This window comes from Sphingopyxis macrogoltabida (assembly GCF_001314325.1).
GTDB lineage: Bacteria > Pseudomonadota > Alphaproteobacteria > Sphingomonadales > Sphingomonadaceae > Sphingopyxis > Sphingopyxis macrogoltabida.
Genome location: NZ_CP009429.1, coordinates 1,797,716 through 1,824,040 on the forward strand (window position 1 = coordinate 1,797,716; position 26,325 = coordinate 1,824,040).

Annotated in this window: 22 protein-coding genes and 1 tRNA gene; 7 read left to right on the top strand and 16 right to left on the bottom strand. The window is 63.3% G+C overall.

All coding sequences use genetic code 11. The annotated features are described in order from the left end of the window. Window positions 1–28 precede the first annotated feature (28 nt). The 8 genes from LH19_RS29850 to LH19_RS08985 all read right to left on the bottom strand — a co-directional run bounded on the left by LH19_RS29850 (window position 29) and on the right by LH19_RS08985 (window position 4,661). The gene (locus LH19_RS29850) at window positions 29–427 is read right to left on the bottom strand and encodes a DUF6527 family protein (RefSeq protein ID WP_407696722.1); all 399 of its coding nucleotides are present in this window, start codon (window positions 425–427) and stop codon (window positions 29–31) included. Between the two features lie 2 nt (window positions 428–429). Next, complete coding sequence (locus tag LH19_RS08960) at window positions 430–1,851, bottom strand: ThiF family adenylyltransferase (RefSeq protein ID WP_054727195.1); 1,422 nt, start codon at window positions 1,849–1,851, stop codon at window positions 430–432. Next, entirely contained in the window at window positions 1,848–2,228 is a 381-nt protein-coding gene (locus LH19_RS08965; RefSeq protein ID WP_054727197.1) for an E2/UBC family protein, read from the bottom strand. Before LH19_RS08965 ends, LH19_RS08960 begins: the two co-directional genes overlap by 4 nt. Beyond that, window positions 2,229–2,474 (bottom strand): multiubiquitin domain-containing protein, encoded by a 246-nt coding sequence (locus LH19_RS08970; protein WP_054727199.1) that lies wholly within the window; start codon window positions 2,472–2,474, stop codon window positions 2,229–2,231. Between the two features lie 15 nt (window positions 2,475–2,489). Then, window positions 2,490–2,735: a DUF2188 domain-containing protein gene (locus LH19_RS27920; protein WP_234716118.1), complete on the bottom strand. Its 246-nt coding sequence runs from the start codon at window positions 2,733–2,735 to the stop codon at window positions 2,490–2,492. Between the two features lie 92 nt (window positions 2,736–2,827). Then, window positions 2,828–3,529 (bottom strand): ImmA/IrrE family metallo-endopeptidase, encoded by a 702-nt coding sequence (locus tag LH19_RS08975; protein ID WP_054727201.1) that lies wholly within the window; start codon window positions 3,527–3,529, stop codon window positions 2,828–2,830. A 27-nt stretch (window positions 3,530–3,556) separates the two neighbouring features. Then, window positions 3,557–3,883: a helix-turn-helix domain-containing protein gene (locus LH19_RS08980; protein ID WP_054727203.1), complete on the bottom strand. Its 327-nt coding sequence runs from the start codon at window positions 3,881–3,883 to the stop codon at window positions 3,557–3,559. A gap of 331 nt (window positions 3,884–4,214) precedes the next feature. Next, the gene (locus tag LH19_RS08985; protein WP_054727205.1) at window positions 4,215–4,661 is read right to left on the bottom strand and encodes a carboxymuconolactone decarboxylase family protein; all 447 of its coding nucleotides are present in this window, start codon (window positions 4,659–4,661) and stop codon (window positions 4,215–4,217) included. Window positions 4,662–5,327: 666 nt separating this feature from the next. Between LH19_RS08985 and LH19_RS08990 the strand changes: the two genes are divergently transcribed. The 5 genes from LH19_RS08990 to LH19_RS09010 all read left to right on the top strand — a co-directional run bounded on the left by LH19_RS08990 (window position 5,328) and on the right by LH19_RS09010 (window position 13,777). Further along, entirely contained in the window at window positions 5,328–6,254 is a 927-nt protein-coding gene (locus LH19_RS08990) for a serine hydrolase domain-containing protein (protein WP_054727208.1), read from the top strand. 127 nt (window positions 6,255–6,381) lie between these two features. Continuing rightward, window positions 6,382–9,591 carry an autotransporter outer membrane beta-barrel domain-containing protein gene (locus tag LH19_RS08995; protein ID WP_054727210.1) on the top strand — a complete coding sequence of 1,070 codons (3,210 nt, stop codon included), beginning with the start codon at window positions 6,382–6,384 and terminating at the stop codon, window positions 9,589–9,591. Between the two features lie 271 nt (window positions 9,592–9,862). After that, window positions 9,863–10,384: an RNA polymerase sigma factor gene (locus LH19_RS09000; protein ID WP_054733254.1), complete on the top strand. Its 522-nt coding sequence runs from the start codon at window positions 9,863–9,865 to the stop codon at window positions 10,382–10,384. After that, window positions 10,374–11,324 (top strand): FecR family protein, encoded by a 951-nt coding sequence (locus tag LH19_RS09005; RefSeq protein ID WP_054727212.1) that lies wholly within the window; start codon window positions 10,374–10,376, stop codon window positions 11,322–11,324. The genes LH19_RS09000 and LH19_RS09005 overlap by 11 nt, the downstream gene beginning before the upstream one ends. Before the next feature lie 2 nt (window positions 11,325–11,326). Next, on the top strand, window positions 11,327–13,777 hold the full coding sequence (locus tag LH19_RS09010) for a TonB-dependent receptor domain-containing protein (protein ID WP_054727214.1): 2,451 nt from the start codon (window positions 11,327–11,329) through the stop codon (window positions 13,775–13,777). Window positions 13,778–13,946: 169 nt separating this feature from the next. Here LH19_RS09010 and LH19_RS09015 read toward each other — a convergent pair whose 3' ends face one another. From LH19_RS09015 to LH19_RS09045, 7 genes are all read right to left on the bottom strand, one after another. After that, window positions 13,947–15,086, bottom strand: a complete 1,140-nt coding sequence (locus LH19_RS09015; RefSeq protein WP_054727217.1) for an acyl-CoA dehydrogenase family protein — start codon at window positions 15,084–15,086, stop codon at window positions 13,947–13,949. Between the two features lie 106 nt (window positions 15,087–15,192). Further along, complete coding sequence (locus LH19_RS09020; protein ID WP_054727219.1) at window positions 15,193–16,386, bottom strand: acyl-CoA dehydrogenase family protein; 1,194 nt, start codon at window positions 16,384–16,386, stop codon at window positions 15,193–15,195. Between the two features lie 183 nt (window positions 16,387–16,569). After that, on the bottom strand, window positions 16,570–17,463 hold the full coding sequence (locus LH19_RS09025; RefSeq protein WP_054727221.1) for a PAS domain-containing protein: 894 nt from the start codon (window positions 17,461–17,463) through the stop codon (window positions 16,570–16,572). 117 nt (window positions 17,464–17,580) lie between these two features. Then, on the bottom strand, window positions 17,581–19,209 hold the full coding sequence (locus tag LH19_RS09030; RefSeq protein ID WP_054727223.1) for a TadG family pilus assembly protein: 1,629 nt from the start codon (window positions 19,207–19,209) through the stop codon (window positions 17,581–17,583). A 4-nt stretch (window positions 19,210–19,213) separates the two neighbouring features. Continuing rightward, window positions 19,214–19,669: a TadE/TadG family type IV pilus assembly protein gene (locus LH19_RS09035; RefSeq protein WP_054727225.1), complete on the bottom strand. Its 456-nt coding sequence runs from the start codon at window positions 19,667–19,669 to the stop codon at window positions 19,214–19,216. A 223-nt stretch (window positions 19,670–19,892) separates the two neighbouring features. Beyond that, entirely contained in the window at window positions 19,893–20,777 is an 885-nt protein-coding gene (gene yghU / locus LH19_RS09040; RefSeq protein WP_054733261.1) for a glutathione-dependent disulfide-bond oxidoreductase, read from the bottom strand. A 74-nt stretch (window positions 20,778–20,851) separates the two neighbouring features. After that, on the bottom strand, window positions 20,852–22,030 hold the full coding sequence (locus tag LH19_RS09045; RefSeq protein WP_054727226.1) for a CaiB/BaiF CoA transferase family protein: 1,179 nt from the start codon (window positions 22,028–22,030) through the stop codon (window positions 20,852–20,854). Between the two features lie 146 nt (window positions 22,031–22,176). Here LH19_RS09045 and LH19_RS09050 point away from each other — a divergent pair, with 146 nt between their 5' ends. Next, window positions 22,177–25,419: an amidohydrolase family protein gene (locus tag LH19_RS09050; RefSeq protein ID WP_054727228.1), complete on the top strand. Its 3,243-nt coding sequence runs from the start codon at window positions 22,177–22,179 to the stop codon at window positions 25,417–25,419. Between the two features lie 89 nt (window positions 25,420–25,508). Next, window positions 25,509–25,598: transfer RNA gene (locus LH19_RS09055), tRNA-Ser, on the top strand. Between the two features lie 65 nt (window positions 25,599–25,663). Here LH19_RS09055 and LH19_RS09060 read toward each other — a convergent pair. Next, entirely contained in the window at window positions 25,664–26,290 is a 627-nt protein-coding gene (locus LH19_RS09060) for a Yip1 family protein (protein WP_054727230.1), read from the bottom strand. Window positions 26,291–26,325 lie beyond the last annotated feature (35 nt).

Genomic DNA, 26,325 nt, shown 5'->3' on the forward strand with positions numbered 1-26,325 from the left:
TCAGCACGAGATAATTTCCGGTGCGGATTTATCTTCGGTAAAATTGCTCAGGCTTATCACTAAGCGATACGCCGCTGTCAGCGCACAATTCGATCACACCTCGCCTCACCCAGAAATGCGCGAAGGAACCTACTGTCTGCCTTACCGAAGGGTAGATAGTTGGCCGACCGAGAAAATCCCATTTAACCCGCCAGCAAGGTCTATGATTCCGCATCAACGATAACTGGATAATCTCCGTCTGATCCTCTGGGCAACGGAAATAGGCCCATTTCTGAAAATCCCGACCACCCACTACGTAAACAAATCCATCCTTGATCTCATCGTCCATCGGATGTTCATTCACCAGGCAAACCAGAAGTTGTGGCCTTGAAATGATTCCAAGAAAAATCAGAAGTCGGCGGGTTAGCTTTATCATCGTGGTCTGCATGTTCAACCAACCCGGCCGATAAACGGATCCGCATCCCCTCGGCCCCAGAGGCCGTCATCATCGCAGATGCGGCAACCCGTCCTCGGACGATAGCCGGGACGACGATCTTCGCAGAGATGGAACTTGCGAACCCGGTTTGCCGCGCTTCCCTCCAATTTCCGAAACCCCACCATCCTCTGCAGCAGCTCGTTAACCGCCATACAGGCGACCTCGGTGGTGAAGGTGACTACAGCCGGAGCTGGATTTCCTTCGCCGACAACATACGCTTCTCTCTTTTGCTTTTCATAATCATCTGGATTTTGGCGCTTCAAAGCTTCCGCGCGTGCAATTTCGGGATCGACGAGTCCGCTACATACCAGACACGGATTTTCAGGCCCGAGCACACTTACTCGACCATCCATTGCCTCGATCTCGGGCGGATCTCCGTCTGAAACATCGATCGCAAGGCCCATATCTACTACCGGAACAAGATAGTAGTAAGCGAACCGGTTCAAAAACATACGGCCATCGTGATCGTCGGTGCAGCCGAAAATTACATCGCATGATCGGAGTGCATCACGATTCTCCTTCGCACCGATCCATTCTTCGAAAGGCAATACCCTTACGCCCAGCCCCATTTGTGCAATATGAGCCGCGACGACGTTGACTTTGGAGTTCATACCATCGGCGTCGCACTGCGTGGCTCCGTGAAGCCGATTGAGATTACTGGCCTCGACGATATCGTTGTCGAACAGTGCGATTTGTCCAACGCCGAGCCTCGCAAGTAACATGGCAAGGGCGCTGCCGGTGCCGCCGCAACCTACCACACCGACACGCATCCGCTTGAGATCACTATTGAGTGCATTCCCGAACGCCAATGCCTGGCGCGCTAGAACCGTAGAAGATTGGGCCGGGTCGGTGTCGGCAAACCAAAACCGAAGATCGCTTCCCCACGCCCGGATTGCGCGCAATTTTTCCCAACCCTTGTTAGCGGGACGCAGCCACACTCGCCCAAAAAGCTGGTTCTCGCCAGCGAGAACCAGGCTAATCAATTTTGTGCCGGGACCATTGCGATTGACAGCGAGTTGAGCAAGGTCTTGCTCGTTTTCATCGTCCTGGCCCGAAAACTCGGCGAAACCGGACGGATGAGAGTGGACGATGGCCACGATGTGATTATTCGCCTCGGCATCACGCAGAGCCCTCACATAGGAGTCCGTGAGCCAGCTAACATGAGTGCCGTCCGCGCTTACGATATCCTCGGGCGGAATCTCGCGAACGTTCACGGATAGGAACTTCTCGTGTGACTCCCGATCCCACGGATCGCGTTGAATATCGGCAGAACTGAAAAACACGTACGCCGCATGCTCCTTGCCGTCATCGTGGCGGAGTAACGATTTCAGGCGCTCGAGATGCCGTTGTTGTAGTGTGGCACTGTACTGGGTCATGCGGCAACCAATAGGGCGTGCTCAACACGCTTGAGCATCGTCCAAATGCCGTCGATGCCAGGCCGCCAATCGTCACAATGGCGTGACCAGCGCTGCCAATTCTGGCCATTAAATATTACGGGTTGGTCCGCCGCGTTTGGATATTTGTTCCCAGTCCTCAGTTTCACCCAAGGGATCAGGTGGAACATGTCCGGCCGAACGTCAGGATATCCGTTAGGTATGAGGATGAGGACATCCGCTCGCTCCGCGTCATACATCCCATCAGGTAATAGCCAGCCGCGAATGATAACGGCATTAGCATTCCCCTCCGTGAGTTCTTCGAAGCTAGTGCCCCTTGCTTGAAGGTACTCTAAATCCTCTGGCGGCAGAAAGCTCATTCAGCCCTCCGTGGAAGTTTTCTTGCCGGTGAAAAATTTTTCAACGCCGGGCTGGGTGAGGTCAACGGATTGGTCATCCGCAATGGGGAGGTCTTCCGGTCCTGCGACGTCTTGCCAGACATTATAATTGGCAACGTCCACGCCGGCGAGATTTTTGATCTGCAGCCCGGTGATGGTGTCCTGGCTCCAGTCGTACTTTTTACGGTCGATAAAGATGTGGTCGGGCTTGTTAGGCTTGTTCGCCATCGAAGTTCTCCTGTTTCAGCCTTTGGGGGGAAGGGGGTCGTTGCCGTGGCTGTCGCTACTTGCGATCCGGCCGTCACGATTGTGAATGCGAAATTCGGTTGACTGATTACGGCTGATCTCGCGGCCCCGATCGATCGCCTCGCGCTTCGTGTCGTGATGGCTGCTCGCGCGAGCGCCACCACCACGTTTCACATCCCATCCGCCATCCGGGTTGGGCACCACATGATGAGTCTTTGGTCCTTTGGGCATCTTGTTCTCCATCACTGAAATCCGTTATTCTGCGAATCCGCTAATTAGCGTACTTCGATTTATGCAAATAGGCAATGAAATTTAATTTGATTTCTTTCAATAACTTACCTGTTGAACAGCGATGGGCCAGCGTCGGCGGCACCAAGAACGCCAAGCTTCAACAGGCGAATCCTAGCTGCGTCCGCCGAAACCTGAAATGCGGTTTGGACAGTCTTTATCAAAGCCTGCCCATGGCGCCCATTTATGCCAATGGTACCGAACAGGCCGTTTGCTTCCTGATAATCGCCAACAATCCGACGAATAAAGGAGGCCGGCATCAGGAATGCGCCGCAGGCATAGCCAGCCTGCCACTCCATCCAATCTGATTGGGACGCGTCCAAAATGCCATCACGTTTGCAAATCTGCTTATTGGCGTTGGGACTTCTTCGAAGAAGGTCGGCTCCCGGCGGCTCGATTTCCCAAAGGTAGGCATGGAAGTGCACATGCCCATATTCGTGGGTCAAGGTAGTCCGGAGCCGATTTTCGCGACGTTCATCAACAGAAAGCGCTTCGGCAATCTTAACGTTGGGCTTTTTGCCCAGTTGAAATTCCGTAACCCCTTCTACATCATCCCCGTAGATTAAAAGGTCAGCATATGGATCGAAATCCTCCGTGTCCCTTTCGATCAGCAGGGTTAGATCGTCCGTAGAGACAGGGAATTCGATCTTCCCGTATCTGTCGCGAAGAAACTGGGTGATGATTGACTCGCATTCGCGATCAAGTTCTTCCGACTTGTAGTGGGGTCTTTGTGAGAAACGCCCTGTCATGTCCCGCACGTATCTCACCGATCGCTCCTAATGCCTATTCGGTTTGCCTCGGAACGCCATCATGGCCGTGGTAAACTGCGTTTCAGACAATCTTTCGTTTCGAACGTCCGCAGGAAATCGGCCGGCGAGGTAGTAAAGCCAGTCAGCCTTGATGTTGAGCACCTCGGCAAACTGCTGAACCATTCGATCGGATGATGGGCTACGCCGATCATGTTCGATATCGTTTAAATACTGTGGCGAAATGGGTTCCTCATCCTCACGGAAAATCCTCGACGCCAGCTCCTTCTGGCTCATACCCAAAGCCTTCCGTGCTTGGCTAATTGCTCGGCCAAAAGTCTGATCTCTATCCTTCATAACGCCCTTGAAATGATGCTTATACGCTAATTAGCGTACTTCGAATTTGAGTTTGCGTCAAGGTTGGTGGTTTGCCCTGCGTGCTGTGGCGTCCGCTCAGCCACCCTGAATGTCCGCTTCCCGCGATCTAGGTCCGAAAACGGACAGTCTCAAACCGGCCATAAGCGACGATTTCCCGAAAAAGAACGCCCGCCCGATCGAAATCGGACGGGCGTAAGATGAAGAGCCGTGTTTCCTGAAAGGAAGAGCCCTCCTGGGTCGCATGGCGCGGTTAGCCTCACTGGTTGACCTGATATTGTACCGCGACGCCAAAAAGAGCAGCGCTGACACCTCAGGGCTTGGCCGCAACCGGAAGGCGGAATGGTGCGCCGAGCCTGTTGAAGGCGTTCATCGCCGCAATCGCGATCGTCAGGTCCACGAGGTCTTTCGGTTCGAAGGCTTTGGCGGCCGCTGCATAGGCCTCGTCGGAAGCATGGGTCTCGCTGACGCGCGTGACTTCCTCCGCCCAAGCCAGTGCTGCACGATACTGGTCGGGGAAGAGATGCGGGACTTCATGCCACACCGGAAGGAGCGCGACCTTGTCGATCGACATGGTCTTGAGCAGGTCCCGGGTATGCAGATCGATGCAGTGCGCGCATCCGTTGATCTGGGAGACCCGGAGGAAGACGAGGTGGACCAGTTCTTCAGGGAGGGCCGTGTTGTTGGTGACATAATGGTGCACACCGTAGAGCGCCTTCGCTCCGGCGGGAGCGACTTCGGACCAATTCAACCGATTCATCTGATCTTCCTTTCTTCCTGAGCCGATATCGGCGTCACCATGACTGACGAGCGGGAGCCCGCCGCTGTGACATCCCGAGCAAATAAAAATGCCGGTTCGACCGGATGTTGGCGAAAGGGATTGGAAGAAAGGTCCGAGATTGATCTAGCGCAGTGTACCGATCAGGCCGCGCCAGGAAACGAGGGGCCACGGCATTGTCGTACCGCTACAGAATGTCCGCTTATCTGGAATCGGAGTTGAAAGCCGCCTGGCCCCAATCGGCCAGTCATACCCATCGAATGCCTCCCCGTTGGTTCGCTTCCCCGATCTCGCACCTGCCAACTTCAGGCCTCAAATCTTCTGGTGATAAATAGATTGTATTGTTGTCGATCTGCGATGGAGTACAAAAGAAAATATTGGACAATCGCAGCGAACAATGGCAGATGAGTTGCACGGACTGAATCATGAGTTCAGATGCGCGGTGGAGCCGTGTGGGTCCGAAATTACGCGGACGTAATTTGAAAATATATTTCAAATACATAGGTTTAACTTAACAAAACCACCCTGTCCGCCAGAGCGCGGCCCGTCGCGGGAGAGGACGCCATTACGCGAGTTGCCCGATATCTTGCCGACAGGCCTCTCCGGAGATGGCCGCTCATCCTTTCGGCGATCGCGTGTGCAGCCGTCGTGACATTTTCGATCAGGCCGGCGCCCCTCAGAACGCAGATTGCCGGCTTTCTTGCCGAAGAGCATATCGGCGGAGCAGTGATAGCCTATGGCAGGATCGGATCGCGGCCGACCGTCATCGCGATGGAGCAGGCCACACCCGATCGGCCGATGCGACCCGACGACCGCTTTCGTCTGGCCAGCCTTGCGAAACCGATAACCGCCGCCGCTGTGCTGCAGCTTGTCGATCAGGGACGCATCGCTCTGGATAGCCCCGTACCCGAAGCGGGACCGGGGATCACGGTCCGGCACCTGTTGCAGCATAGCGGCGGATGGGACCGAAGCCGGTCTATCGATCCGATCGGGAATCCGGAGGCGCTGAGTAAAATCGGTATAACCGGTGCCTATGGCTGCGAAGATGTGGCGGCGCGCCTGCCGCCGACGCAGTTTCGCCCGGGGGCGCGATATGCCTATTCCAATATCGGCTATTGTCGGCTGGGCCAGTTGGTCGAGCGCATCTCCGGCATGTCCTATGCGGCCTACGCCGAACGATATATTCTGGCACCGCGCGGCGCCACGCTTACCTATAATGGCGCCCCGACCGTCCGCCATCCCAGCACGTGGCCAGACAGCGCCTACCGGGCCCTGGGCCCGGGCGGCGGCTGGACGGGAACCGCAAGCGCTTACTGGGCTTTTGCCACAGGCCCGCTTGCGCCGCAGGTGACCGAACGGCCGCGCTATGCCAAGGCCGGGGAATCCTATTATGGCCTCGGCTGGCGGGTATGGCCTGACGGCACGCTCAGCCATTTCGGCGCGATACCCGGCGCGTACACGATGGTGGTGCGAAAAAACGATCACGTTGCCGTCCTGCTGTTCAACGGGCGCCCTGCCGATGACGAAAAGGCGTTCCGGCGGCTCAGGGCGATGTTGAAATCGGCGGGCATATAGGCTCCCGCTCGACCGGTTGCCGTCAATTTGATCGCCATGGAAGAATTTTTCCAAGGCTGCCGGAACATGGCGCCGTCTTGTGATTGTCCCGGGAGGACATCCCGATCGCGATCACAAGAGGAACCCAATGCGCAAGATCCTGCTAGCGTCCACCTGCCTGGCGGCGGTGTCGGCCACCCCCGCCCTCGCCGAAACCACCATCACCACCGCGACCACCGCACCCGTCCGCACCTCGACGGTCAAGTCGGGCGCGCCCGACGACGTGAAGATCACCTCGGCCGGATCGGTGAAGCCGACCAGCGGCACCGCGGTGACGATCGACAGCAATCACAAGGTGGTCAACGAAGGCACGATCCAGATCACCAATTCCGACAATGCCCGGGGCATCTTCGCCAACGCCGGCACCGTCGGTTCGATCACCAATAGCGCGTCGGGCAAGATCATCATCGACGAAAGCTATGCGCCGACCGACATCGACAAGGACGGCGACATCGACGGCCCCTTTGCGGTCGGCAGCAATCGCGTCGGCATCGCAACCGGCGGCGCCTTCACCGGCAATATCGTCAATTCGGGCACGATCACGATCGAGGGCAATGATTCGGCGGGCATCCGCCTCGGCGGCCCGCTGACCGGCAATTTCACCAACGACGGCACCATCTCGGTCCTCGGCGACCGTGCGCTCGGCGTCGGACTTCAGGACGTCACCGGCAACGTCCGCCTCGCGGGCACGATCAGCGCGCAGGGGCTCGACGCCGTCGCGGCACGGCTTTCCGGCGACATCACCGGCGCGCTCGTCGTCCAGGGCACCGTCGTTGCGACCGGCTACCGCACCACGACCCCACCCGCCGACCCGTCGAAGCTCGACGCCGACGACCTGCTGATCGGCGGCCCGGCGCTGTCGATCGAAGGCGACGTCACGGGCGGCATCGTCCTCGCCGTACCGCCGAAGGACAATGATAAGGACGACAAGGACGAGGACAAGGACGGCATCGAGGACGCCAAGGAAGGTTCGGCTGCGGTCAGCTCGTTCGGCTCGGCGCCGGCGCTGCGCATCGGCGCCGCGAACCGCGACGTCACCATCGGCGCCGTCAACGGCACCGGCACCGGTTTCGGCCTGATCATCGACGGTTCGGTGCAAGGCAACGGGCTGTACGCGGGCACGGCAGGCAATGCGATCCAGATCGGCGGCATGGGCGGCAACGTCACCATCGCCGGCGGCATCGGCATCGGCGGCACCGTCACGGCGAATTCAAAGGATGTTGCGGCAACCGGCATCCGCATGGGCAGCGGTTCGACCACTCCCGAAATCCGCGTCGCGGGCAAGGTCGAGGCAACGAGCGGCGGCAACAGCGCCAATGCGGTCGCGACCGGCATCCTCGTCGAAGCGGGCAGCGATGTCGCCCTGATCCGCAACAGCGGCACGATCGCGGCGAAGACCGGTGGCGACAACGGCAGCGCGCGCGCCATTGTCGACCTGTCGGGCAAGGTCGATACGGTCGAGAACAGCGGCGCGATCAGCGCCAGCGGCGCGGCGGCAGCGTCGGGCCGGAATATCGCGATCGACCTGTCGGCGAATGCCGGCGGCGCGACGGTCAAACAGACCGCGGTCGCATCGGGGGTTACCGCGCCGAGCATCGTCGGCGACGTGCGCTTCGGCGGCGGCAACGATGTGTTCGACATCGCCGATGGCTCGGTCAAGGGCGACACCTTCTTCGGGGCAGGCACCAACCGTCTCGCACTGTCGGGCGACGCGACCTATGACGGCACCGCCCACTTCGGCAGCGGCGCCGACGCCATGACGCTCGCCGGGACCTCTAAATTCACCGGAACCGCCGATTTCGGCGGCGGCGCCGATACGCTTAGCATCGGCGGCACTTCGATCTTCTCGGGGCGCCTGCAGAATTCGGGCGGGCTGGCGGTCACCGTTGGCGGCGGCACCTTCGACGTCGTCGGCGCGGCAACCATCTCGTCGCTGTCCGTCACCGACAAGGGCGTGCTGGGCGTGACGCTCGACACCGGCAGCACGGGCACGGCGTTGCAGGTCACCGGCAACGCCAGCTTCGGTGCCGAATCGACGCTGGCGCTCAAACTGTCGAGCATCGAGAATGCCGAGGGCGAGCATATCGTCCTGACCGCGGGCTCGCTGACCGGCGCCAGCAATCTGACGACGTCGCAGACGTTGCTGCCGTTCCTCTACAAGGGCACGCTGACCTCGAATGCGACGCAGCTCATCGTCGATGTGTCGCGCAAGAGCACGACCGAACTCGGCCTCAACCGCTCCGAAGCGAGCGCGTTCAACGCCGTCATCGACGCGCTCGGCGGCGACGAGGACATCGAGGACGTATTCCTCGACATCGTCGACGGTGGCCAGTTCCGCAACCAGTTGCAGCAGATGCTCCCCGAACATGAAGGCGGCGTCTTCGAAACCGTCACCTCCGGCTCGCGCGCACTGTCGCGCTACCTGCAGGACCCCAACGCACCGTTCCAGGACGAAGGCAAATGGGGATACTGGGTCAACCAGGCCGTCTGGGGCACCTCGAAGAGCCTCGGCAACACCTCGAGCTACGACGTCAGCGGCTGGGGCATTTCGATGGGTGCCGAGATCGAGAGCGATGTCGGTAACTTCGGCGCGTCGATCGCCTACCTCAAGGGCAAGGACGGCAACGGCAGCAACGACAATGAAGTCAGCACCAGCCAGTTCGAAGGCGCCCTGCACTGGCGCCTGCGCTCGGACCGCCTGATGGCGAACGCCCGTATTTCGGGGGCGCCGATCAAGATGAAGGGCACGCGCATCTTCCGCGCCGAAGCCGGGGCCGAGGACATCGAAAAGACGATCCGCGGCAAGTGGGACGGCACGCTTTGGTCGGCGTCGGGTTCGGTTGCCTATGACGCGGTCACGAACGGCGGCTTCTCAATCCGCCCCGTCGTCGCGGTCGATTATTACAAGCTGACCGAGAAGGGATATCAGGAAACCGGCGGCGGCGACTCGCTCGACCTCAAGGTCCTCGGCCGCGACAGCGACGAGCTGGCGGTGTCCGGCACCGTCGCGGTCGGCTTCGACTTCGGCGGCCGCGACGAATATGACGGCTGGACGCGCTTCGAAATCGAGGGCGGCCGCCGCCAGATCGTCGGGGGCTCGCTCGGCGCGACCACCGCGTCGTTCAAGGACGGCACCCCCTTCACTCTCGTTCCCGACGACCGCACCAGCGGCTGGGTGGGCCGCCTGCGCGGCATCGCCGGCAACTCGGCGTTCCAGGTCGGGGGCGAGTTCTCCGCGGAAGAACAGCAGAGCCATATGGGCTGGTCTGTCCGCGCCAGCTTGCGGGTCGGTCTCTAACAGCCCCCCGGGGCCGACCTTGCCGCAAGGGGGAAGCACCCTCCCACTCTCGCTTCCCCCTTGCTACGGCACGAAGAGAATGAAGAAACCGATGTTCGCATATGCCGCCCCCTTCCCGTCCAGCCTCCCGCCACCGGCGGGTGCGCCCCGGCGTGCGCCGCGGTTGCACGGCTGGGCGATGGCGCTATATGACGGGATCATCAGGGGGCCGGGCGGCGCGCGGGTGCGCGGCGCCGAACAGCGACAAACGGCATTCCAGACAAAGCGATCGATGACAGAGGCGACTGAACGAACCGACGCCGGACAAGGCATCGAAGGCGTATTGCTCGCCAACCGGGATCGGATCGTCCGTTTCCTGATGGTTCGCGGCGCCGGCGATGCCGCGGAAGACCTGTTCCAGGATCTGTGGATGCGCCTGACCGACCGCAGTAGCGGGCCGATCGCCGATCCGCTTTCCTATGCCATGCGCGCAGCGAACAATCTGATGCTCGACCGCTATCGTTCGGCGCAGCGCAGCGAACTTCGCGACAAGGCGTGGGGCGAAAGCGCCGCCTTGCCGAAACCCTCGGCCGAAACGCTGCTCATCTCGCGCGAACAGCTTCTTCTCGTCGAACGGGCGATCGATGCGACCGGTGAACGTCCGGCCGCTATTTTCCGCCGTTTCCGGATCGACGGGATCAGTCAGCGCGACATCGCCGGCGAAATGGGCGTCAGCCTGAGCACCGTCGAAGCCGATTTGCGCAAGGTCTACGCCATGCTGGCCGATCTCCGGAGGCAGTTCGATGCCGGCTGACCCCCGCACCCTCGCCGAAACGCGCGCCATCGACTGGCTGATCCGCCAGCGCGATCCCGGCTTTGCCGATTGGGACGGCTTTGCCGACTGGCTCGCCGAAGACCCCGGTCATTCGGCGGTGTATGACGCGATGGCGAGCCTCGACCTCGACCTCGACGCCCTGCCGAAAAGTGCGCCCGAGCCGGCCAAGCCGGCGGTCGTCATCATCCCGCACGACGCCCCGCGCCGCCCGTCGCGCCGCGCCTGGTTCGGTGGCGCGATCGCCGCCGCACTCGTCGGCGCCGTCAGCCTGTCGAGCCTCGGCCTGTTCGGCGACGCGAACCGGATCGAAACTGCGGCGGGCGAGCATCGCACAATCGCTCTCGCCGGCGGCTCACGGATCGAGATCAACGGCGGTTCGGTGATCGAACTCGACAAGGAACGCCCGCGCTTTGCCCGGCTCGCGTCGGGCGAGGCGATGTTCCATGTCGTCCACCGCGACGGCGACCCGTTCGTCGTCGAGGCGGGCGCGTCGAAGATCGTCGACCTCGGCACCGCCTTCAACGTCGTGCGGCGAAACCGCGCGACCTCGGTCGCGGTTTCCGAGGGGGTCGTCGTCTACAATCCGGGCAAGGACAATGTCCGCATGAATGCCGGCAAGGCGATCGACGCACACGACGACGACAAGGCGCCACCCGCAGTCCGCGATGTCGATGTCGGCAGCGTCGGCGGTTGGCGCACCGGCCTGCTCGTCTACAACGGCACGCCGCTCACCATCGTCGCCGAAGATCTGAAACGTACCGCCGGTCTCGACATTTCGGTCGCGCCCGAGGCGGCCGGCGTGTCGTTCCGCGGCGCCCTGATCGTCGACAAAAATCGCGCCCGTACCGTCGCCGACCTCGCCGCGCTGTCGGGAACGAAGGCGGCACGGCAGGGCGACGGCTGGACCTTGACCCGCTGACGATGACGCGCGCCCTGCCCCTTCTGATTGCAGCCGCACTGACGAGCGTTCCGGCGCAGGCGCGTGCGGCCGAGGAGCGCGCATTCGATGTGCCGAGCGGCAGTCTTTCGGGCTCGCTGCCGATCCTCAGCCGACAGGCCGGGGTCAGCATCAGCGTCGCCGATGCCGGGCTCTGGCAATCGCGGGTGAAGCCGGTGCGCGGAAGGATGAGCGTCGAAAAGGCGATCAAGCGGATGCTCGCCGGATCGGATGCCCGCATCGTCCGGGTCAGCGCGACGAGCTGGCGGATCGAGCGCCGCCCCCCGCCGCCGAAGGTCGCGCGCCGCGCCACCTCGCCGCCGCACGCCGCGCCGCCGCCGAGAACGCGGGCGCCGGACAATCTGGTCGCCGGGCCCGACGACGAGATCATCGTCACCGCCTCGAAGACCGACATTCCCTACGCAAATTATGCGGGCGTCGCCACCGTTCTCGATGGCGACGATTTGGCGTTCGGCGGCGAGCGCGGGATGGATTCGATCCTGTCGCGTATGGCGACCGTTTCCTCGACCCATCTCGGTTCGGGGCGCAACAAGCTGTTCATCCGCGGCATTGCCGATTCGAGCTTCACCGGCCCGACGCAGGCGACGGTCGGACAATATCTAGGCGATATCCGCCTCAGCTATAATGCGCCCGATCCCGACCTTCGCCTCTACGACATCCAGAATGTCGAAATCCTCGAAGGACCGCAGGGCACGCTCTACGGCGCGGGCTCGCTCGGCGGCATCATCCGCGTCGTCCCGACGCCGCCCGATCCCGACCGTCAGACAGTACAGGCGATCGCCGGCGTCTCGCTGACACAGCACGGCGACCCCGGCGGCGACCTCGGAGCGATTGCCAACGTCCCGCTCGGCGACAACGGCCATGCGCTGCGCCTTGTCGGTTATATGCTCAGCGACGGCGGCTATATCGACAATCCGCTGCGCGGCCAGAACGACGTCAATCGCGTCAACGTCTATGGCGGCCGCGGCACGCTGCGCCTCGATCTCGGCGACGACTGGACCGTCGACCTCGGCGGCGTCTATCAATCGATCACGTCCGAAGACGCGCAATATGCGGATCGCGACGCACCGCCGCTGATCCGCAACTCGATGGTCGAGCAGAATGCCAGGGCGCGCTACGGCCTCGGCACCCTCGTCGTGATGAAGGACTGGGACGGGCTGCATTTCCGTTCGTCGAACGCCTACGTCAATCACCGCCTGTTCGAACGGTTCGACGCGACCGCACCGGACAATCCGCCGCGCATCCTCGACCAGAATAACGACACGCGCATGTTCGTCAGCGAAACGCGCCTGTCGCGCCCCTTCCACAATGACTTCGGCTGGGTCGTCGGCGCCAGCTTCCTCGACAACCGCACCCGACAGAACCGCGAGATCGGCGATGCCTTCACCCTGACGCCGCTGACCGGGGTGACCAACAGCATCACCGAATTCACCGGCTATGTCGAGACGACGGTCGAGATCGTTCCCCGTGTCATCGCCTCGGGCGGCCTTCGGCTCTCCCATGCAAGGCTGGGCGGCAGCGGAGAGGATGTGGCATTCGACATCGCCTACGCCGGGCGCGAGGTTACGGCGCACCGGACGGAAACCGACCTCCTGCCCTCGGCGTCGTTGCTCGCATCGCCGCTGACCAACGTCACCCTCTATATTCGCTATCAGGAAGGCTTCCGTCCCGGCGGTCTTGCCGTGGACAGCCAGTTCGTCCGTCGCTTCCGTAACGATCAGGTCCAGACATGGGAGGCGGGCGTCCGCTTCGGCGAAAAGGGCCGGACGCCGTTCGACGCGAGCCTTGCCGTCTCGCGCAGCCGCTGGCGCGATATCCAGGCCGATTTCATCGATGCCAATGGCTTTCCCACTACCGCCAATATCGGTGACGGGCGGATCACCAGCATCACCGGCGCCTTCGCGGTGCGACCGACCTCGGCGCTGTCGTTCGAAATCGGTGCCGTCTACAACCACAGCCGCGTTTCCGAACTGTTCGACGCCGAACTGCGCGCCATTGCGATGCGCGCCGCCGCCATGGATGGGCAGGTCGGCGTGACGATCCCGCAAGCGACGCTGCTCGCCCGGCTGGGGCAAATCCCGAATGTCGCCCGCTACGCCGTGCGCGGCTCTTTCAACTATGCCGCACCAATGGGCGACGAGGACTTCCGGCTGAACGGCTGGGCCAATTATGTCGGCCCGTCGCGGCTCGGCATCGGGCCGATCCTCGGCGAGGGTCAGGGCAAATATCTCGACACCGGCCTCGCCGCGCGGATCGGCGACGACCGGCGCGGCCTGTCGCTGACCCTGACCAACCTGTTCGACGCCCGCGGCAACCGTTTCGCGCTCGGCACGCCCTTCGTCGAAGGCAGCGCCGGCTTCCTTACTCCGCTGCGCCCACGCACGCTGCGGCTAGCGATCGATATCGCTTATTGACGGCGGTTATGGGGTGGCGAGGGGACGTTCGCCCGTTTTGTGTACCCCGGCGAAGGCCGGGGTCCAGAGCGTTGAAATACCAGCGCCGCGCACCTGCGCCCTGGACCCCGGCCTTCGCCGGGGTGCATGTCAGTTACGGCGGCAACCGGCCGCCAGCCGCCGCCCCCGCTCAGTCCGCCAGCACGATCCGTTCGTACCGCCCCAGATGATGATCGGCGCTGCCGAACTGGCCTTCGATCATCGTCGCGCGCTTGAAATAATGGCCGATCGCCAGTTCCTGCGTGATGCCGATGCCGCCGTGCGTCTGGATCGCGTTCTGGCCGACGAAATTCGCGCCGCGCGCGACCTTCGCCTTGCACGCCGACACCGCCGCCATGCGCTCGTTCGCGGGCAGGTCCAGCTTCAGCGTCCCCATGATCGTCATCGAGCGCGCCTGTTCGACTTCCATGAACATGTCGACCATGCGGTGCTGGAGGACCTGGAACTTGGCGATCGGCACGCCGAACTGCTTGCGCTGCTGCGTATACTCCAACGTGCCTTCGTGCAGCTTCTGCATCACGCCGGTGGCCTCGGCGCAGACCGCGACGGTCGCCTCGTCGACGATCTGTTCGATCAACGGCAGACCGCCCCCCTCGGCACCGAGCAGCGCATCGCCGGGGATCGCGACATTCTCGAAATAGATTTCGGACGCGCGGCTGCCGTCGACGGTCGGATAGTCGCGGCGGACGATGCCCGGCAGCTTCGCGTCGATCAGGAACAGCGAAACGCCATCCTTGTCCCGCTGCCCGCCGCCGGTGCGTGCGGTGACGAGCAGGTGGCTCGCCCATGGTGCGGCGTAGACGACGCTCTTGTGGCCGCTCAGCACATAGCCGGCGCCGTCCTTCTTCGCCGTTGTCTTGAGATTGGCAAGGTCGTAGCGGCCCTGTGGCTCGGCATAAGCGAAAGCAACAATCGCATTGCCGGCGATGATCTCCGGGATCATTGCCTCGGCCTGCGCGCCGCCGACCGCCTTCAACGCTCCGCCGGCGATGACCACGGTCGGCAGATAGGGCTCGATGCCGAGCACCTTGCCCAGTTCCTCCATGACGATCGCATTTTCGAGCGCGCCGCCGCCCAGTCCGCCATGCCCCTCGGCAAAGGCAGCGCCGAGCATCCCGAGTTCCTGCGCCAGCGCGGTCCAGATCGCCGGGTCGCGGCCCGTGTCGGTCGCGATGAACTTCTGGCGCGTCTCGAAATCATAGGTATCGGCAAGGAAGCGCGACAGCGTGTCGCGGATCATGTCCTGCGTTTCGGTGTAGGTGAAGTCCATTGTCGTTATCTCTTTCTATGTTCCTCGGCGAAAGCCGGGGCCCATTGCCGCAAACGGCCCCCAAGGCCGATGGAGACCCCGGATCAGCTCCGGGGCGGTTTCGGGATCACAATCCCAAAACCATCTTCGCGATGATGTTGCGCTGGATTTCGTTCGACCCGCCATAGATCGTCGTCTTGCGCATGTTGAAATAGGTCGGCGCGGCGCGATGGGCGTAATCGGGCCCGATCGGATGCTCGTTGTCGCCTTCCCCGAACCCGCGGAAATAGGGCGCGCCATAATGGCCGACGGCTTCGAGCGTCAGCTCGGTCAGCCGCTGCTGGATTTCGCTGCCCTTGATCTTGAGCAGGCTCGATTCAGGCCCCGGTCCCTTGCCCGCATTCGGACCGGCTAGGCTGCGCAGCTCGGTAAATTCGAGCGCGGTCAGGTCGATTTCCAGTTCGGCCAGCTTGCGTTTGAAAAAGGCGTTGGCGATCAGCGGCTGGTCGCCGTCGAGCTCGGTCCGCGCGATCGCCTTCACCTTCTCGATCCCGCGCTTCGACGCGGCGACGCCGGCGATGCCGGTGCGTTCGTGCGCGAGCAGGAATTTGGCGCAGGTCCAGCCCTTATTCTCTTCATAGACGCGCTGCGACTGCGGCACGCGGACATCCTCGAGCCATACTTCGTTGACTTCATGCTCGCCGCCCAGCGTGATGATCGGGCGCACGGTGATGCCGGGCGATTTCATGTCGATCAAAAGGAAGCTGATGCCTTCCTGCTGCTTCGCTTCCTTGTCGGTGCGGACGAGGAAAAAGCCCCAGTCGGCGTGCTGGGCCAGCGTCGTCCACGTCTTCTGCCCGTTGACGATATAATCGTCGCCGTCCTTGACCGCCGCGGTGCGCAGGCTGGCAAGGTCGGACCCCGATCCGGGCTCCGAATAGCCCTGGCACCACCAGTCCTCGCCCGACAGGATGCGCGGCAGGAAATGCGCCTTCTGTTCGGGGGTACCGAAGGTGTAGATGACGGGCCCGACCATCGCGAGGCCGAAGGGCATCAGGCGGATACAGTCGGCGCGCGCGGTTTCCTCCGACCAGATGAAGCGCTGCGTCGGGGTCCAGCCGGTGCCGCCATATTCGACCGGCCAGGCGGGAGCGATCCAGCCCTTCTTGTACAGGATCTTGTGCCAGGAAAGGAAATCCTCCTTGGACATCTCCTCGCCTTCGTCCTGCTTGTCGCGCAGTTCGGCGGGGTAATTTTCGGCGATGAACTCGCGCACTTCCTTCTGGAATGCGAGGTCTTCGGGGCTGAACTCCATGTCCATGACGATTCTCCCTTGGGCAATGCCGCCCTTATATTATCGGTTCACGCTTACGTAAAGGTAAGTTGTCTTTCGCAACGCGATGCATGACACCTTCAACAACTTCCGCCGCATGTCCAGCGATCGCACGCAACTGCACCCCGCCGCCCGGGGGCGGCAGGGGCTATGGAGCGCGATAAGATAGTCCTAGCCGGCGCTGTACCGGGTCACGAGCACAACTGCCCCCTCGCTGGCATAGGCGCCGCGAACCTCGGCAATCGACAGCATGACGTCGATCGCGATCCCGTCGCGGGTGACGATCTGCGAAGCGATACGTACCGGCTCGCCGCTGCGGAACACGCTCTCGATCGCATCCGAAAAGGCGGCGCGATGTCCGACAGCAAGCAACGCCGAAAAGCGCACCCGCCGGATCGCCGCCGCGTCGACCCCGACCATGGCCGTCAATGCCTCGTTCGCGGTATCGACGGTTTCGCGCACCGAGAGCCGGGCATGACCGACGCTGCCGTCGATATCGATCACGGTCGCCAGCGCCTGCCGCACATCGGTCGCGGCAATATCGTCCATCGCCTCGCTGACATCGCGCAGCAGGATTGCGCCGCCGACGGGCAACGGCACCAGATCGACATGCAACCATTGGCGCGGACGCAGAAGGCCCGGCATATCGCCCGAAAAGCGCTCGCGATGGTCGAGCAGGCGGATGATGCGCTGGAACAGCAGGCTTCCGCCGAGCTCCGGCAGCGCGGCGGCGAGTTCCGCTCCGATCAGGTCCGCCGCAGCGCGTTCGATCATGTCGCTCGCAGCCGGGTTGACCGACAGGATGCGCCATTGCCGGTCGATGACGATCGCGCCTTCCGCGATCGATTCGATCAGGAGCGCCAGTGAATCCTGTAATGCATTGGCCGATGTCGCCGCGCCGCCATTGTCGAGGCGCCGATAGTCGTCGAGCGAGATCAGCACATGCGCGTCCTTGCCATGGTGCGTCACGACGACCGGCTTTCGCGCCGCCTGCATCCGCCAGTTCGCGAAACCGCGGATGAACTCCGCCGCCGATACGCGTTGCGGTTCGCGTGCTGTCGCCACATCGCCCTCCTGAAGCTCGCGCCCTCACCGTGCGTATAATCGAGGATCAGCGACATTGGGTCTGGAAGGGATGCATCGGCGTCGCATTTTTGCCCGTTCTGATACCATTGCGGAGATTCAAACCAGCTTCGCTCTCCCGCAGCGCAGCGCATTGACCCGCGCGTCGGCCTCGCCGACATGCACGCCGAGTACCCCGGTGATGTCGGCAATCAGCGCGTCGAGCACCGGCGCTGCCAACCCTACGGTATCGCCGACCAATGAGGTGAGCGCCTTGGCATTGAGCCCCAGCCCCAGGATGTTCACCCGCAGGTCCATGCGGTCGGAGAGCGACTTGGCGGCCCCCGCGACGAGCCCGGTGCTCTCGACCGTCTTCATCTTTCCCGCATCGATCTCGGCGCGCGAAAAGCCGAGCGGCTTTTCGGCGAGGTCCGACAGCACCAGCTCGGCCTCTCCATCGACGCTCGCCAGCGGCAGGCGCAGCAGCCGCGCGGGCTGCGGATCGAGTTGCCGCTGCATGTTCTGGAAATCGGCGCTGGCGACCGTGCCGATCGCCAGCGTGGCCGGGGTGGTCGTCACCGCTAGCGAGACAGAACCACTCCCCGCGCCCTGACACTGGATGTCCGAAATGCGCGCCGACGCCGACCCGAGCTCGGCCAGCACCGGAATCTGCACCGCGGCGAGCGGCGTCGATACCTTGGCGTCGAGCTTGAACCGCACCTGCGCGGTGCGCACCACGACATCGTTGGTATCGGTCACCGCAATCAGCGGCGAATGCGCGGGCGGCTCACCGATCATCAGCGCCAGATCGACCCCCGACCCGCCGGGCAGGCTGCTCGCGAGCGACAGGTCGAGTTGCCGGTTGGCATTGCCGAGCAGCAGCATCGCGCGGGCAAGGTCGAGCGCGTTGACCTTCACCGGATTGGCCGCGTCGATGCGGATGCTCGACGAACGTGGCCCGAGGTCGATCGCCCGCGAAGGAACCAGCGCGCGCGGCAACGCCTTCGAAGCAAGATGTTCGAGCGCGGTCGCCACCTGCCCGTCCGACGCCTGCGCCAGCGCCGACAGCACCTGCGGCGTCGTCACCTGCGTGTCGAGAGTCTGGCCAAAGGTCAGCACGTCGGCGCCTATCTCGGTCCGCAGAGCGTCCGAAAAGGCAAGCAAGTCGATATCGGCGCTCGCCAGAGCGTTATAATCCATCACCGACAAATTGACCTGGCTGCCCGTCAGCGCCGACAGCAGCGCATTGGGCACGCCGCCGTGCACCGCCGCCACCCGCGAACCCAGCGAGAAGGCGGCATAGCCACGCCGCGCGCCGGTTGCGGTCGCGCTGATTATGCTTTCGCTGCGACCGGTCAGGAAGCGGCCGAAGAAGAGCGGGCGATTTCGGGTCAGCGTCACCCGCACCGCATTGGGCGAGCCGCCGCCCGCGACGAACCGCCTCTCGGCCTCAACCGCCGCGTCGGGAGTATAGGTGCCGCTGGTCAGCGCTGCGATGGTGATCGTGCACGCACAGCTTGCTGCGATAATCCGCTGTGCGGCGACCCGCTCTTCGCCGGGTCTGGCGGCGGCGGCCATTGCCGCAGCGTCGGCGATCCCCTGCAGCTTGCGGCGGTCAAGATAGAGCGAGCCGACATCGACCGCGAGCGCGGCCGAACCGATCAGCATCGTCAACCCCAGCGCCGACATGATGCTGATCCCCGCGCGCCGGTCGCGGACGAGGATGGACAGGAACGAGAAGAAGGTCATGGCGTCACTCCACCGGCAGTTCGAAGGTCGCGTCGGCGCGGATGACGTTGCCGGGCACGGGAACGATCGACGTGCGCAGGAAGCTGTCTGCCGGGACGGTGTAGGTCACGCCGACCGTAATCGCGTCGCCCGTTTCGGAGACGGCGATGGTTCGCTTGTCGGGTGTGATCTGTGGTGCGCCTTGCAGGCTCCGGTCAACCGCGCGCGTGGCGATGGCGCGGCGGTCGGCCGCATCGAGCCCGACGATCGCGGCGCGCGCGCCGTCGTTCGCAGCCTGCTGCACGCTATGCGCGAGCAGGAAATATTGCCCGTAGACGAGGATGCCCATCAGCAATGCGAGGAAGAGCGGCAGGACGAGTGCCATCTCGATCATCGCCGCGCCGCGCTCGTGCCGTACCAGCGCTTGGCGGACTTCGACGAATGGGCGGGTCAACCGCGAAAGGAAAAGCGGATCTGTCATGCGGCCCAGGATGGGCCCACATGATGAAAGCCGGGTCGCCTCGCAGCGACACCGGTTTTTCGTATTTTACGCAAAAATGGCTTGCGACACACGGGCGGTGCGGCGAGGCGACGAGGCAGAAAACTGCCTCTTCGCTGCGAAACCTCCACGAAACCCTTCCGAAACCTTAACGCCGGCCGGACGCCCGCTTCTGCAAATACCGCATTTCGGAAGAATGACGTGCCTATTCGGCCGCAGGCTCCGGCGCCAGCTTGTCCTGCGTCCGCAAATCGAAATCGGATGCGTCGTGACGCTCGTGGAGCTGGCTGGCCGGGTCGCCCGTCACGCGATTGACCATTCGCCCGCGCTTGACCGCCGGGCGCGCCGCAATCTGGTCGGTCCAGCGCTGGACATGCTTGTAATCCTGCACCTGCAGGAACTCGCCGGCGTCATAGACCAGCCCCTTCACGAGCGCGCCGTACCAGGGCCAGACCGCCATGTCGGCGATCGTATAGTCGGCCCCGCCCAGATATTCGCTCTCCGCAAGGCGTCGGTCGAGCACATCCAGCTGCCGCTTCACTTCCATCGCATAGCGGTTGATCGGATACTCCTGCTTGGTCGGGGCATAGGCGTAAAAATGGCCGAACCCGCCGCCGAGAAAGGGCGTGCTTCCCATCTGCCACATCAGCCACGACAAGGTTTCGGCGCGCTTCGCCGTTTCGGTCGGCAGGAAGGCACCGAATTTCTCGGCGAGATAGATCAGGATCGCGCCCGATTCAAAGACGCGGATCGGCTCTGAACCGCTGCGGTCGACCAGGGCGGGGACCTTACTGTTCGGATTGGCACCGACGAAACCGCTCGAAAACTGGTCGCCGTCGCCGATATTGATCAGCCACGCGTCATATTCGGCGCCGTTGTGGCCCGCAGCAAGCAATTCCTCGAGCATCACGGTCACCTTGACGCCATTCGGCGTGCCGAGCGAATAGAGCTGCAGCGGATGCTTGCCGACCGGCAGATCCTTGTCGTGCGTCGGCCCAGCGATCGGGCGGTTGATATTGGCAAAGCGCCCGCCGCTTTCCTTGTCCCAGGTCCAGATGCTGGGCGGCACATATTCATTCTGCTCGGTCATCGCGGACTCCATCGTTCAATTTCATACTGACCGGTACTTAAACATGACCGCCTGCGACGTCCACCGCCAATGGCTCAAATAATCCTATCTCGGCGCAAAGCCGAAATGGCTTCGTGATCATATCCCAGCTCCGCGAGGATCGCCTCGCCATGCTCGCCGACACGCGGCGCAGGAGAAAGCTCGGCCTTGGCGTTTGCAGACAGCGTGATCGGCGTCCGCACGATCGGCGCCGTGCCTTTGATTCCCGGATATTCCATCGGTTCGACAAGGCCGGCGGCCGCGACCTGCGGTTCCGCCAGCGCTTCCGATGGCCGTAGCACCGGCCCGGCGGGAACGCGCGCCGCGCCGAGTTCGGCGATCGCGTCGTCGGTCGTCCGCGCGGCGCACCATTCCGCCATCAGTATGCTCAATTCGGCGCCATGTTCGCCGCGCGCGATGTCCGATCCAAAACGCGGATCGTCGGCAAGTTCGGGCCGTCCGATCAGCGCGGCCCAGCGCGCGAAGATCGGGTTGCCGACCACCTGCGTCATCACCCAGCCGTCGCGCGTCGCGAAAATATCGGTCGGCGCCGAACTGAAGGCGCGGCTGCCCATCATGCCGCGGTCGACGCCATTGAGGGCATGGTCGATCGTGAGCCCGTTCGAGATGGCGAGCGCCGAGCCGAGCAAGGAACCGCTCACCCGCTGACCCTTGCCCGTCCGTTCGCGTTCGCGCAGCGCGAGCATCACCCCGAAGGCGCAGTGGAGCGCGGTGGTGAAGTCGACATAATTGACCTGCGCGCGCGCGGGAGCCCCGTCGGAACCGCCGAGATACACCGCGCCCGACATCGCCTGCCCCACCGCGTCGAAGCCGACCCGCTGCGCGAGCGGCTCTTCGCTGCCGAACGCCGAAGCGGTAACGAGGATGATCGCAGGATTGAGCGCCGAGAGCGTCGGATAGTCGAGCCCCAGCTTTTCGAGCGCGTCGTCGGGCATGTTCGCCACCACGACATCGGCGGTGCGGACCAGCCGCCGCACGACCTCGCGTCCCGCCTCGCTGCCCGGCTTCAACCCAAGGCTGCGCTTGTTACGGTTCATCTGGAGGAACATCGCCCCCGACCCGTCGTCGGCGACCGGAACCGAATAGCGATCCTCATTGCCTTCGGGGGCCTCGATCCGGATGACGTCGGCGCCATAATCGGCGAGCAGCGCGGCGCAATAGGGCCCGGCGATATACCGCCCGAAATCGATGACACGAATTCCCGTCAAAGGCACGCCTTGGCTCTCCCCGAATTCCGCCAGGCAAGCGGCGATCGCGATCCGCCGCCCGTCGACCCTGCCAGTTCTTCGTCGAAGACTGTCACTTGCAAGTCCGGACTTCAACCATATGGTCGCCCGATAATTTCGACAGGGGATATTATATGACGCGTTTCACCCTCGCCGTTCTGGCGACTCTGGCCTGCTCGACCTCGGCATTCGCACAACAGGCCGCGCCCGCGGCTGCAGCGGCCGATGCGACGGCGGAAAAGTGGGACGTCAATGCGCCGCCGGGCATGACGACACGCAAGGTTCCGATTGCCGTCGACGAAGGGAGCTGGATGAATGTCGACGTCGCCCCCGACGGCCGCACCATCGCGTTCGACCTGCTCGGCGACATCTATACCATGCCGATCGAGGGCGGCACGCCGACGCGGATCGCCGCCGGACTGGCCTATGAGCATCAGCCGCGCTTCTCGCCCGACGGCCGCCGCATCGCTTTCGTGTCCGATGCCGGCGGCGGCGACAATATCTGGGTCATGAACCGCGACGGCAGCGACCGGCGCCAGCTCAGCAAGGAGGATTTCCGCCTTCTCAACCAGCCGGGCTGGAGTCCCGACGGCCAGTTCATCGTCGCCAAGAAGCATTTCACGACGGGACGTTCGCTCGGGACCGGCGAGGTATGGATGTATCATGTCTCGGGCGGCGCCGGCGTGCCCTTGGTCAAACGGGTGAGCGAAAAGCATCAGAAAGAACTCGGCGAACCGGTCTTCGCGGCCGACGGCAAGGGCATCTATTACACGCGCAACGTCACGCCGGGGCCGATCTTCGAATATGCGCAGGACAGCAACACCGACCTCTTCCACATCGAACGTTATGATCTGAACGACGGCGAGGTCACGACAGCCGCGTCGGGGGCCGGCGGCGCGGTTCGTCCGACGCCTTCGCCAGACGGCAAGCGCCTCGCCTTCGTTCGCCGCGAAGGCATGGATTCAAAGCTTTACGTCAAGGACCTCGCCTCGGGCATCGAGCGCAAGGTTTATGACGCGCTCGATCAGGATGTGCAGGAAACCTGGGCGGTTACCGGCGTCTATCCGAATATGGCATGGACCCCCGACAGCAGCGACATCGTCCTCTGGGCCGGCGGCAAGCTGCGCCGCGTGAACGGCAATGGCGGCGAAGCGCGCATCATCCCCTTCAGCATCAACGACGATCGCGTGATCGTCGACGCGACGCATCCCGCGGTCGAAGTCGCACCCGACAGTTTCGCGACGAAGATGCCGCGCTGGGCCGAAGTGTCGCCCGACGGACGACAGGTCGTGTTCGAAACGCTCGGCAAATTGTGGGTGAAGCCCGCGACCGGCGGAACCGCCCGGCGGCTGACCACGGCAAAAGACGGCGCCTTCGAAATGTGGCCGAGCTGGTCGCGCGACAGCCGCTCGCTCGCATTCGTCCGCTGGACCGACGCCGGGCTCGGCGAAGTGCACGTCGTCGGCGCAGGCGGTGGCGCCTCGCGCAAGATCACGGCCACCCCCGGCCATTATGCCGAGCCGCGCTTCTCGCCCGACGGCCAGACGATCGTCTTCGAGCGCCGGGCCGGCGGCAACCTGACCTCGGAGCGCTGGGGCGACAATCCCGGCATCTATCGCGTCGCGGCTTCGGGAGGCACATCCGATCGCGTCGCCGACAATGGCGCCAAACCCCAGTTCGGTGCGGACAACGACCGTGTCTTCATGATCGTGGTTGCCGACGGCAAAAGCCAACTCGTCAGCACCGACCTCAGCGGGCAGGACAAACGCGTCCACGCCAATGGCGAACTGGTCAGCGATTACGAGATTTCCCCCGATGGCCGCACGCTGGCTTTCCGGGAGAATTTCGACGCCTATGTCACACCGTTGATGCCGGGCGGGCAGGACGTCTCGCTGGGGACCAAGAGTGGCGCCCTCCCCGTTACCCGCGTCAGCGGCAGCGGTGCCGATTATATCCACTGGTCGAACGGCGGTAGCCGTCTCCACTGGACGCGCGGCCCGACATTGTTCAGCGCCGACCTTGCCAGTTTCTTCGCCAATGCCCCGACCGACGACAAGGCAGCGAAGTTCACGCCGCCTACCGATGGCGTATCTCTGTCGATGACGCAGGTGGCGTCAAAGCATCGCGGGACTGTCGTGATCACCGGCGCAAAGATTGTCACCATGGCGGACAAGGACGGCGGTATCATCGACAATGGCGCGATCATCATTGAGGACGACCGCATCACTGCGGTCGGACCTGCGGGTGCGATCACCGTCCCGGCTGGCGCGGTGACCGTTGACGCCACCGGCAAGACGATCGTCCCCGGCTTCGTCGATGGCCACGCGCACGGCCCGCATGGCGACGACGAACTGGTGCCGCAACAGAACTGGTCCGAACTCGTCAATCTCGCGATGGGCACGACGACCAGCCACAACCCGTCGTCGCGCGCCGCCGAAATCTTCGTCTCGTCCGAAATGCAGCGTGCCGGGCTGATCCTCGCACCGCGCATCTTTTCGACCGGCGAGGTCATCTATGGCGCGAAATCGCTGACCGGCTATTCGGAGATCAACAGCTATGACGACGCGCTGGCGCATGTCCGGCGGCTGAAGGCGCAGGGGGCGTACAGCGTCAAGAATTACAATCAGCCGCGGCGCGAACAGCGCCAGATGGTCGTCCGTGCCGCGCAGGCCGAAGGGATCACCGTCGTGCCCGAAGGCGGCTCGCTCTACACGCAGGACGTCACGCTGATCCAGGACGGCAACTCGACCGTCGAGCACAATGTCCCGCTCCACACCTTCTACAAGGATCTGGTGCAGCTCTGGGGCCAGACGCAGGTCGATTATACGCCGACGCTCGTCGTTACCTATGGCGGGCCTGCGGGCGATCCCTATTGGCGCGCGCATACCAATGTCTGGGAACAGCCGATCCTCGCGCGGCATATCCCGCCGACGATCCTCGCCGCCGACAACAAGCGCCGGGTCATCGCGCCCGAGGGCGATTATGTCGACGACGATTCGGCGCGCGAAGCCGCCAAGATCGCCGCAACGGGTCGCAACGTGTCGATTGGCGCGCACGGCCAGCAGGCCGGCGTGGGCGCGCACTGGGAGATATGGTCTTTCGTCCGCGGCGGCTGGAGCAACATCGATGCGTTGCGCGCCGCGACGATCATGCCCGCAACCGCGCTCGGCTACGCGAAGGATGTCGGATCGCTTGAGGCGGGAAAGCTCGCCGACCTGCTGATCCTCGACGCCGACCCGACGGAAAACATCCGCAATACCGAACATATCCACCGTGTGATGCTGGGCGGACGGCTTTACGACCCGCTGACGATGAACGAGACGGAGACGGGCAGCCGCAAGCGCGAGCCCTATTGGTGGGAGGCCGACAAGCCCTGATTCCCTCTAAATTCGGCAACCCGCCGCGATTTTGTGACGAGAGGGTTGCAAGTCGCGCGGGGCGCCGCTAGGGGCGTCTGCCTCAGCGAGGAGAGTTGGCTGAGTGGTCGAAAGCGTCGCACTCGAAATGCGAAGTGCCGGCAACGGTACCGAGGGTTCGAATCCCTCACTCTCCTCCATTTTACCTTGAAATCGACCAGCGGCGGACAGCCGCCCCGGACTTTGCCGGGACGGCTGGCGCGCGTCAGCCCCTGACACTGAGCAGCGATGGCGCGGTCAGTGCGCCGACGACCGCCCCGACGATCAGGAACAGCACGATCGCGACGACGACCACTACCACCGTATAGCCGAGCGCCTTTTCCTGCGGCACTTTCATCAGCACCGGCAGGCCGAGGTAGAGAAGATAGAGGCCATACAGTGCAAACAGCGCCCCGATCAAAGCCAGCGCGGGAAGCAGCCCGAAAACGCCGCCGACCCAGCCCGCGGTCGCCGAATAGGCAGCAACCTTGAGCGCCTGGACCTGATCCTTTTGTCCGCCGAAATTCGGCGCCAGACCGTCGATGACGAGCGCAAGGATGAAGACGGTCGCAAACGTCAGACCATAGGACAGTATCGCCGAAACCAGCGCAGTTCCGATCGGCGGGTGATAGGTGATCCCGAAGGCGGTAAATCCGAAGACCTGTCCACCGATGAACTGCGCGATCGGGCCGATCGCGGCGAGCACGACGACATAGGGCACAAAGATGGACTGGGTGGTGGCAGGCTCCGCGGCGATGACGGGCCAGGTCTCTTTCGGCTTGAGAATGATATCCTTCGCCCGCTGGACGATGCCCGATGCCGGGCTGGAGCTATTGGGTGGTAGGTCGGCCATTATGCGTCTCCCCTGATGATGGCGGCCCGCAACCT